This is a genomic window from Kitasatospora sp. NPDC058115 (genome assembly GCF_042884635.1).
Lineage (GTDB): Bacteria > Actinomycetota > Actinomycetes > Streptomycetales > Streptomycetaceae > Kitasatospora.
Map to the genome: position 1 here is coordinate 84508 of NZ_JBHVTL010000022.1, position 9234 is coordinate 93741.

8 protein-coding genes are annotated in these 9234 nt (G+C 73.8%); 6 read left to right on the forward strand and 2 right to left on the reverse strand.

Annotation, left to right across the window (positions count from 1 at the left end):
- Positions 1-27: 27 nt before the first annotated feature.
- On the forward strand, positions 28-876 hold the full coding sequence (locus ACFVVL_RS23485) for a helix-turn-helix domain-containing protein (RefSeq protein WP_387678244.1): 849 nt from the start codon (positions 28-30) through the stop codon (positions 874-876).
- A 49-nt stretch (positions 877-925) separates the two neighbouring features.
- Here ACFVVL_RS23485 and ACFVVL_RS23490 read toward each other — a convergent pair whose 3' ends face one another.
- Positions 926-3034: an acyl-CoA dehydrogenase family protein gene (locus tag ACFVVL_RS23490; RefSeq protein ID WP_387678247.1), complete on the reverse strand. Its 2109-nt coding sequence runs from the start codon at positions 3032-3034 to the stop codon at positions 926-928.
- Between the two features lie 204 nt (positions 3035-3238).
- Here ACFVVL_RS23490 and ACFVVL_RS23495 point away from each other — a divergent pair, with 204 nt between their 5' ends.
- From ACFVVL_RS23495 to ACFVVL_RS23515, 5 genes are all read left to right on the forward strand, one after another.
- Positions 3239-4012, forward strand: coding sequence for a thioesterase II family protein (locus ACFVVL_RS23495; protein ID WP_380287866.1), 774 nt, complete (start codon positions 3239-3241; stop codon positions 4010-4012).
- A 189-nt stretch (positions 4013-4201) separates the two neighbouring features.
- The gene (locus ACFVVL_RS23500) at positions 4202-5338 is read left to right on the forward strand and encodes an acyl-CoA dehydrogenase family protein (protein WP_380287864.1); all 1137 of its coding nucleotides are present in this window, start codon (positions 4202-4204) and stop codon (positions 5336-5338) included.
- On the forward strand, positions 5335-6816 hold the full coding sequence (locus ACFVVL_RS23505; protein ID WP_380287862.1) for an amino acid adenylation domain-containing protein: 1482 nt from the start codon (positions 5335-5337) through the stop codon (positions 6814-6816). Before ACFVVL_RS23500 ends, ACFVVL_RS23505 begins: the two co-directional genes overlap by 4 nt.
- Positions 6817-6855: 39 nt before the next feature.
- Positions 6856-7131 (forward strand): acyl carrier protein, encoded by a 276-nt coding sequence (locus ACFVVL_RS23510; protein WP_380287860.1) that lies wholly within the window; start codon positions 6856-6858, stop codon positions 7129-7131.
- 2 nt (positions 7132-7133) lie between these two features.
- Complete coding sequence (locus tag ACFVVL_RS23515; protein ID WP_380287858.1) at positions 7134-8480, forward strand: NAD(P)/FAD-dependent oxidoreductase; 1347 nt, start codon at positions 7134-7136, stop codon at positions 8478-8480.
- Positions 8481-8529: 49 nt separating this feature from the next.
- Here ACFVVL_RS23515 and ACFVVL_RS23520 read toward each other — a convergent pair whose 3' ends face one another.
- The gene (locus tag ACFVVL_RS23520; RefSeq protein WP_380287856.1) at positions 8530-9225 is read right to left on the reverse strand and encodes a 4'-phosphopantetheinyl transferase family protein; all 696 of its coding nucleotides are present in this window, start codon (positions 9223-9225) and stop codon (positions 8530-8532) included.
- Positions 9226-9234 lie beyond the last annotated feature (9 nt).

The following is a 9234-nucleotide window of genomic DNA, read 5'->3' on the forward strand; positions in this document are numbered from 1 at the left end:
GCCCGCTCCGGCCGTAGCCTGGACGTCATGCGTGCGGTTCGTTCGGCCTACGACGTGGTCGCGGTGTGGGAGATCGCCACCCCCTCGGGGGCCGGCCCGGTCCCGGGGGTCGGCATGGCGGGATTCCGCGCCCGCGCCGCCGATCCCGTCGACCTCGGCGTGGTGCCCTTTCCCGCCGTCACCCTGGCCCTCGACCTGGGCGAGGCGCCGCTCGCCGTCGACGACGCCTCCGGCGGCCGGGAGCGCGGCAGCGTCCTGGTCGGTCTCGACCCGGGACCGGTGCGCGGGCGCGGCAGCGGCGTCGACTGCCTTCAGGTCCGGCTGTCGCCGCCGGCCGCGCACGCGGTGCTGGGCGGCGCCGCCGCGGAGGCGGGCGGGTCGGTGGTCCCGCTCGACGCGCTGTGGGGCCGTGACACGGCGCGGGTGCTGGAGCGGCTGCGGGCCGCCGGGTCCTGGGAGTGCCGGTTCGCGATCGCCCAGGCCGAACTCGCCCGCCGGTGCGCGGAGAGCCGCCGGGTCGACCCCGAGGTCGCCGAGGTGTGGCGGCGGATGGTGACGGAGCACGGCGGGGCCCGGGTGGAGCGGATGGCGGCGGAGGTCGGCTGGAGCCGCAAGCGCCTGTGGTCCCGCTTCCGCTCCCAGGTCGGCGTCACGCCCAAGCGCGCGGCGCAGCTGGTCCGCTTCGACCACGTGGCCCACCGCCTGGCCGCCGGTCACGGCGTCGCCCGGATCGCCGCGGAGTGCGGCTACGCCGACCAGTCCCATCTGCACCGTGACGTGGCGGCCTTCACCGGGGCGACCCCGGCGGCGCTGGCGGGCGCGCCCTGGCTGGCGGTGGACGAGATCGCCTGGCCGCGCCGCGCCGCCTGCCGCTGAGCGGCCCGGACGCCCCGGTGCGGGCCCGCCCGGGCCTACCCGGGCCGGCTCAGACCAGGCCGAGCCCGCGGGCGATCAGCCCGCGCTGCACGTCGTTGGTGCCGCCGCCGAGGAAGGCGAGGACGGACAGCCGCAGGCCCTGCTCGAAGATGCCGGCACCGGGGGCGTCCGGCGTGCCGAGCGCCGCCGCGGGGCCGAGCACGTCCAGGGCGTCGCGGCTCAGCTGCTCGGAGGCCTCGGCGGCCTGCACGCCGGCGATCGACGAGGCGAGGCGGGCGACGTGGGCGGGGCTGGACTCGGCCCGCTCGGCGGCCTCGGCGAGCAGCAGGTTCACCGCCCGGACCTGCACGGCCATCCGGCTCAGCGTGGCGCGGGCGGCCGAGCCCGGCGGACCGGCCACGGCGTCCGGGTCGGCGCGCACCACGGCCAGCAGTTCGTCGAACTGCCGGCGGGACTGCCCGGCCACCTCGCCGGCCAGCAGCAGCCGTTCACCGGCAAGCGTCTCGGTGATGACGTGCCAGCCGCGGTCGACCGGGCCGACGAGCGCGGAGCCGCTCACCCGGACGTCGTCGAAGCGCACCGTGCAGCAGGTCTGCCCGGACAGGCCCCGCAGCGGCTCCGTGCTGATCCCCGGGGTCGCCATCGGGACCATGAACATGCTGATCCCGGCGATCGCGGGCCTGGCGTCCACGTTCGTGCGCACGGCGAGCCAGATGTACTCGGCCCGGTCGGCGTTGGCGATCCAGGACTTCGTCCCGTTGATCACCCAGTCCTCGCCGTCCCGGGTCGCGGTCGTGGTCAGCGAGGCCAGGTCGGAACCGGCCTCCGGCTCGCTGTAGCCCAGGCAGAAGGTCAGTTCCCCGGCGCGGATCCGCGGGAGGTGGCGGGCCTTCTGCTCCTCCGTCCCGTACCGGACGACGGGCGCGCCGACCACCGAGACGGCCGCCAGCGCGTTGGCGGCCGGCAGCTGGTTGTAGGCGCACTCCTCCTGCATCGCGAGCTGCTCGGGGACGGTGGCCCCGCGTCCGCCCTCGGCGGCGGGCCAGGCCATCCCGAACCACCCGCGCCCGGCCATCGCCGCCACCAGGGCGGGGTCGTCGCACTCCCTGAACCTGCGCACAGGGGCCCGGTGTTCGGCGCCGAAGGCGCGGGCCTGCGCGCGGACCTCCGCCGCCTCGGCAGTGAGGTCCACGACGGGCAGACCGGCCGGGCCCGCGATCAGGAGGTCGGCGACGGTGCCGCCCGGGGCCGGGTAGCAGGGCAGCCGGGCGACGTCGGCGTGCACCCGGCGGAACAGCCACGGGGCCTCGTGGCCCTCGAAGTACCCGCCCGCGCCGAGCGTGTGATGGGCCGTCAACTGGATGCGCGGCGCGACGGCGGCCACGTGGCAGACCGCGAGCTCGGTGGCGAGGAGCGCCGCCCCGGCGTCCGGCGCCGCGGCGTGCCGGCGGACGGCGTCCTCGATCAGGAGCTCGCCCGCGACGAGTTCGATCTCGCGGGTCGCCGTGCGCTGCTGGATCGCGCCGAGGCTGCCGATCGTCTGCCCGAACTGCCGGCGGACCTTGGCGTGGGCGACCGACTGCCGGTGGGTGTGCCGCGCGGCCGCCAGCGCCCGCACCGCGAGCCCCAGCCGGAGCAGCGACAGGCCCCGGTCGGCCTCCTCCGGCCCGACGGTGAACTCCGCCTCCGGATCGCCGAGTTCGAGCCGGGTCCAGGCGGGCGAGGCCAGCCCGGGCTGCGGGACGGCGAACTCCACCGGCCGCACCGAGGCGACTCCGCCCCCGGGCGGCAGCAGCAGGACGTGCGAGGCGGCGGATCCGCCCTCGGCGAAGGGGAGCGAGCCGTCCACCGCGTCCGCCGGCACCGCCACCAGGATCCGGACGTCGCCGGACGCGATCGCGTCGACGATCCCCGGGGCGGCCTTGGCCAGCAGGTCCGCGGCGACGTGGCCGTCCATGACGGGCAGCGGGCAGGCGGCCGCTCCGGTGGCCCGCAGGAGTCCGACGGCGGCGTCGAGGCCGCGCGGGCCGAACCAGCCCCGGACCGCCGCGAGCCGCCACAGCCGGGCCAGCGCGGCATCGTCCGCCTGGCCGGGGAAGCGCCACTGCCGGGTCAGCAGTTCGCCGACTTCGTCGTTGGTGAGTTCCGCGCTGAGCATTCGCCCGTCCCGCCTGCGTTGTTCGCTGTCACCCTGTCCGATTCGAGCGCCGGATAACCGAGCGTAGGGAACGGGCGGAATGCCGGGCAATGCCGGGCCGGGCGTTTAGGGGTCGGCTAGGGGTCCGCCGTGCGACCCCCGGGGATAAGGTCGGACCCGGCCGATGAATCGGTTGTTCGTGCTGCGCTCAGAAAGGTGACCGCCGTGGGAAATACCGACAGCGGCAGTTGGATCCGCGTCTACCGCCAGGCACCCGAAGGCATCCGCCTGTTCTGTTTCCCGCACGCGGGTGGCGCCGCCACCTCGTTCTTCTCGTGGGGGGCGGCGCTGCCCGGCGACGTCGAGGTGCTGGCCCTGCAGTACCCGGGCCGCCAGGACCGCGGCGCCGAGGCGCACCTGCGCTCCGTCCCCGAGCTGGCCGACCGGATCCACGAGGCGGTCCGCCCGCTGCTGGACGCGCCGTACGCGTTCTTCGGCCACAGCATGGGCGCGATCCTCTCCTTCGAGGTGGCGCGCCGGATCGCCCGGGAGGACGGGCCGGCCCCGGCGCACCTGTTCGTCTCCGGCCGGCGGGCTCCCTCCCTGGTCAAGCACGAGGAGCTGCACCGGGCGAGCCGGGCCGACTTCGTCGCGGAGATGGGCCGGCTGGGCGGCACCGACCCGCGGATCCTCGCCGACGAGGAGCTGCTGGACCTCGTCCTGCCGACGGTCCGCGCCGACTACGAGGCCATCGAGACCTACCGGTACGAGCCCGGACCGCCGCTGTCCTGCGCCATCACCGGACTGACCGGCGACCGCGACCCGCGGGCCTCCGTCGACGAGGTGGCCGCCTGGACGCAGCACACGCTCGGCCGGTTCGACCTACGGATTTTCCCCGGCGGTCACTTCTATCTGGAGGACTGCCGGGCCGGAGTTCTCGACGTCATCTCGTCCGTGCTTTCCGGGGTGCGCCAGGACGGTACGTCGCTGCTGCCCTGACCGGCACCCCTAACGAACCCCTAGCCGCGCCCCCCGGCCTGCCTAAGGGTGCGGTAAGGGTTGGGGTGCGCCCGGTCCGAACATACCGTTGCGGAGTGTGCCGGGGAGAAAGAAAAACACGGTGCGGCGACGCCACTTTCTGAAGGGGACGGAATTGGAAACGGTCGACTACACGCCGGAAGCTGACTGATGGATTTCGACCCTTCGCCGGTTCAACGTGCACGCTGCGCCGATATCAGCGCGGCTGTTTCCGAGCGGTTCGCCGACCACGTGACGAGCGCCGACCCCGAGTCGGCGCGGCTGGCGTGGAAGGACGCGGCGGACATCGGTCTGACCGGGCTGTGCCTGCCCGAGGAGTACGGCGGGGCCGGCCTGGGCGCCCTGGACACCGCGCTGGCCCTGGAGGCGTTCGGACGCTCCTGTCCCGACATGGGCCTGGTCTTCGGGGTCGCCGCCCACCTGCTCTCCTGCGCCGTGCCGGTCCGGGAGTTCGGGACGGAGGCGGCCCTCGCGCTGCTGTCGGGCATGGCCGCGGGCGACCTGGTCGCCGGCAACGCCATGACCGAGGACGAGGCGGGCTCGGACATCAGCCGGATCCGCACCACCGCCACCCGCCGGGGCGGCGGGTACGTGCTCGACGGGGAGAAGTCCTTCGTCAGCAACGCCCCGATCGCGGACGTGTACGTGACCTACGCCGTCACCGACGCGTCCGCCGGCTTCCTCGGCGTCTCGGCGTTCGCCGTGCCGAGGGAGCTCAGCGGCGTCGAGGTCGGCCCGCCGCTGCAGAAGGCGGGACTCCAGGGCTGCCTGGCGGCCCGGGTGCGGTTCGACGGCTGCGAGGTGCCGGCCGAGTTCATGCTCGGCGAGGAGGGCAGCGGAGCGGCGATCTTCCAGCACTCGATGGCGTGGGAGCGCGGCTGCCTGTTCGCCGGCTACCTCGGGCTGATGGAACGCCAGCTGGACGAGTGCGTGGCCCGGGTGAAGCAGCGCCGCCAGTTCGGGCGCAGGATCGCCGACTTCCAGGCCGTCTCGCACCGGATCGCCCGGATGCGGCAGCGCCTGGAGGGCGCGCGGCTGCTGCTGTACCGGGCCTGCTGGCTGCTCGAACAGGGCCGTACGGACGTCCGCGCGATCGCCCTGTCGAAGACCGCGGTGTCCGAGGCCGCGGTCGCCAACAGCCTCGACGCGATGCAGCTGTTCGGCTCGGCCGGCTACCTGGCCGACCACGGCATCGAGCAGCAGCTGCGCGACTGCCTGCCCACGACGATCTTCTCCGGGACGACCGAGATCCAGCTGGAACTCATCGCACGGGAGTCCGGGCTGTGACCCTCCACCAACTGGTCGTCGACGCCGCGGCGCGACGGCCCGACGCTCCGGCCGTCAGCGGGCCCGCCGGGTCCGTCGGCTACGGCGAACTCGACGCCATGGCGGACGCGATCGCCGCCCGGCTGATCCGCCGGGGCGTGCGGCCCGGCGACCGGGTCGTGATCTGGGCGGGCAAGAGCCCCGCCACGGTGGCGGCGATGCAGGCGGTGCTGCGGTGCGGCGCGGTCTACGTGCCCGTCGACGGCGGCAGCCCGGTGGCCCGGGTCGCGACCATCGCCCGGGACTGCGCGGCGCGCCTCGTGGTGACCGCCGCCGCCTGGATCCCCCGGATCTCCGCCGAGCTGGGCGAGGGGGCCGGCTACCAGGAGCTCGACGGCCCCTACGAGCCGGCCCCGGCCGCCCATGCCGCCGTCACCCCCGACGACCTGGCGTACATCCTCTACACCTCGGGATCGACCGGCACGCCCAAGGGCGTCTGCCTGACCCACCGCAACGCCCTGGCGTTCGTCGACTGGGCGTACGAGCTGCTGGCGCCGGGGGAGGACGACCGGTTCGCCAACCACGCGCCCTTCGGCTTCGACCTGTCGGTGCTCGACCTGTACGTGGCGTTCCGCGCCGGCGCGTCGGTGCACCTGATCCCCCCGGAGCTGTCCTTCGCCCCGGGCCAGCTGGTCGAGTTCCTCCACCAGGAGCGGATCAGCGTCTGGTACTCGGTGCCGTCCGCGCTCGCGGTGATGATGCGCTTCGGCGGCCTGCTGGACCGCCCGGCGCCGGAGTCCCTGCACACGGTGCTGTTCGCCGGGGAGCCGTTCCCGATCGCGCAGCTGCGCGACCTGGCGGGCTGGACCGGCGCCCGGCTGATGAACCTGTACGGCCCGACCGAGACCAATGTGTGCACCTACCACGAGGTCACCGGGAAGGACCTCGACCGCGACCGGCCGGTGCCGATCGGGATCGCGGCCGCCGGTGACCGGGTGTGGGCGCAGCAGGACGACGGGGGGACCGCGGCCGCCGGCGAGGAGGGCGAGCTCGTGGTGGACGGTCCCACCGTGATGGCCGGCTACTGGGGGCACCCGCCGCAGAGCGGCCCCTACCGCACCGGCGACCTGGTCCGGGTCCTGCCCGACGGCGCGTTCGACTACCTGGGCCGCCGCGACCACATGGTCAAGATCCGCGGCCACCGGGTCGAACTCGCCGAGGTCGAGGCCGTGCTGGAGAACCACGCCGACGTCGCGGAGGCCGCCGCCGTGGCGGTGGACGAGGGCGTCGACACCCGGCTGGTGGTCTTCGTGGCCCCGCAGGCCGGGCGCGAACCGGGGGTGCTGGCCCTGCGGCGGCACCTCGCCCAGCACCTGCCGCGCTACATGGTGGCGGACGAGGTGCGCTTCCTCTCCCCGTTGCCGAGGAACGGCAACGGAAAGATCGACCGGCGGGCGCTGAAGACGCACGCCGGCGGCTCCGCGGCGCACCGTGCGTGAGCGGACCCGACAGTCACCCTTCAACGGAAAGGCGGCGCCATGACCCAGGACGAGGTCACGCTGCGGATCACCACCTTCATCAGTGAGAGTTTTCTCGACGGTGACCCGAGAGGCGAACTGACCGAGACCACACCGCTGCTGGAGTGGGAGGTCCTCAACTCTATGAACAGCGCGCTCCTGCTGAACTTCCTGCGGGAGGAACTGCGGGTCGACGTGCCCCTTGCGAAGATCAACGCGGCGAACTTCCGTGACATCGCCGCCATCAGCAAGCTCGTTTCCGGTCTGAAGGCCGCCCCTGTGGAAGGTGTCCGATAACCATGAGTGTCGACTATGACGTCGTGATCGTCGGTGGTGGGCCGGCCGGTTCCAGCGCCGCCGCCTACCTCGCCAAGGCCGGTCTGTCGGTGGCCGTCTTCGAGAGCGAGAACTTCCCCCGGCCGCACGTGGGCGAGTCGCTGGTCCCGGCGACCACCCGGGTGCTGCTGGAGACCGGCGCGATGGACAAGATCGAGGCGGCCGGCTTCCCGCGCAAGTACGGCGCGGCCTGGACCTCCTCCCTCCCGGTCAACGTCACCTCCCCCCAGGTCACCAAGTTCACCCACGAACTCGGCGTCGCGGACGTCCTGTTCAGCGAGCGCGACCAGCCGGGCGTCGACCGGGACTACACCTTCCACGTCGACCGCAGCAAGTTCGACCTCATCCTGCTGAAGCACGCGGAGAGCCTGGGCGCCAAGGTGTTCCAGGGCGTCCGGGCGCTGCGCGCGGACTTCGACGACCCGGACAAGGTCACCCTGACCTGCCGCCTGGGCTCGCGGGAGGTGGACTTCACCGCGAAGATGATCGTCGACGGTTCCGGCCGCCAGACCATGCTGGGCCGGCAGCTCGGGATCAAGCAGGCGGACCCGGTCTTCAACCAGTACGCCGTGCACGCCTGGTTCGAGGGCCTCGACCGCGCCGCGGTCGCCAACAGCCCCGAGAAGGTCGACTACATCTACGTGCACTTCCTGCCGATCAGCGACACCTGGGTCTGGCAGATCCCGATCAGCGAGACCGTCACCAGCATCGGCGTGGTGACCCAGAAGCACCGGTTCGCCGAGGCGAACATGGACCGCGAGAAGTTCTTCTGGAGCTTCGTGGAGAGCCGTCCGGACCTGTACGAGGCCCTGCAGAAGACCGAGCAGGTGACGCCGCTCAAGGTCGAGGGCGACTACAGCTACGCCATGAGCCAGATCTGCGGCGACCGGTACGTGCTGCTCGGCGACGCCGCCCGCTTCGTCGACCCGATCTTCTCCAGCGGCGTCAGCGTCGCGCTCAACAGCGCCCGGCTGGCCTGCAAGGACATCCTGAAGGCCGTCGAGGCCGACGACTTCTCGAAGGGCATGTTCGCCGACTACGAGCGGCAGCTGCGCAACGGCACCCGCAACTGGTACGAGTTCATCGCGGTCTACTACCGGCTGAACATCCTGTTCACCACCTACGTGGCGGACCCGCGCTACCGGCTGGACGTCCTGCGGCTGCTGCAGGGCGACCTCTACGACGAGGAGGAGCCGGAGGTGCTGCGCATCATGCGCGAGACGGTGACCGCCGTCGAGAACGACCCGACGCACCTGTGGCACCCGTACCTGGGCAACCTGCGGTCGCCGTTCGTGGCGCCGTCGTTCTAGCGCGCCCCGCGGATCCCGCCGGGCCCGGCGGGGTTCCGCAGGGAGGGCGCTAGACGGCGGGACCGTCCGGGTCCTCGTCGGCGGGCAGCGCGAGCGTCCGGGCCACCACCCGGACGCCGGGCGCCCGGACCGCGACGGTGGCGATCACGCCGTCGTGCACCGGGAGCCCGGCCAGCGTCCAGCCGGCGGGGTCGCCGCACTGGGGCGGGAGCGTCACGACGGCACCGTCCGCCGTCGTGACGATGCCGCGCAGGTCGGTGGCGAGCCCGGTGCCCAGGGCCTTCGCCACGGCCTCCTTGCGGGTCCAGAAGCGGATCACCTGGGCGTCGCGCCGCGCCTCGGGCAGTTCGTCCACGGCCCGCTGCTCGGAGTCCGACAGGGCCGCCCGGGCCAGCGCGTCACGGGCGGCCAGCGGCCGCAGCCGCTCGACGTCGACGCCGACCGGGCCGTCCCCAGCCAGCGCGGCCGCCACCACGGACTCGGCGTGGCTGAGGCTCACCTGGAGGCCGGCGGGGCGGGCGAGCACCGGGCGTCCGCGTTCGTCGCGCTCCCAGGCCTGGTGCTCCGGCGGACACCCGGTGTGCGCGGCGACGAGCGCCCGGCCGACCCGGCGGGCGGCGGCCCGGGCCCGGCGGTAGCGCCGGGCCCGCTCGTCGAGTCCGAGCGGTCCGCCCCCGGGCGCGGCCGCGCCCAGCGCGACCCAGACGGCGACATGACCGGGACCGGCGAGCTGGTTCCCGGTCATCGCCGCCCC

Bases quoted from the DNA above. Each gene is read 5' to 3' on its own strand.
- ACFVVL_RS23510 (WP_380287860.1), top strand. From the start codon at position 6,856: ATGACCCAGGACGAGGTCACGCTGCGGATCACCACCTTCATCAGTGAG.
- ACFVVL_RS23490 (WP_387678247.1), bottom strand. From the start codon at position 3,034: ATGCTCAGCGCGGAACTCACCAACGACGAAGTCGGCGAACTGCTGACC.
- ACFVVL_RS23500 (WP_380287864.1), top strand. From the start codon at position 4,202: ATGGATTTCGACCCTTCGCCGGTTCAACGTGCACGCTGCGCCGATATC.
- ACFVVL_RS23485 (WP_387678244.1), top strand. From the start codon at position 28: ATGCGTGCGGTTCGTTCGGCCTACGACGTGGTCGCGGTGTGGGAGATC.
- ACFVVL_RS23520 (WP_380287856.1), bottom strand. From the start codon at position 9,225: ATGACCGGGAACCAGCTCGCCGGTCCCGGTCATGTCGCCGTCTGGGTC.
- ACFVVL_RS23515 (WP_380287858.1), top strand. From the start codon at position 7,134: ATGAGTGTCGACTATGACGTCGTGATCGTCGGTGGTGGGCCGGCCGGT.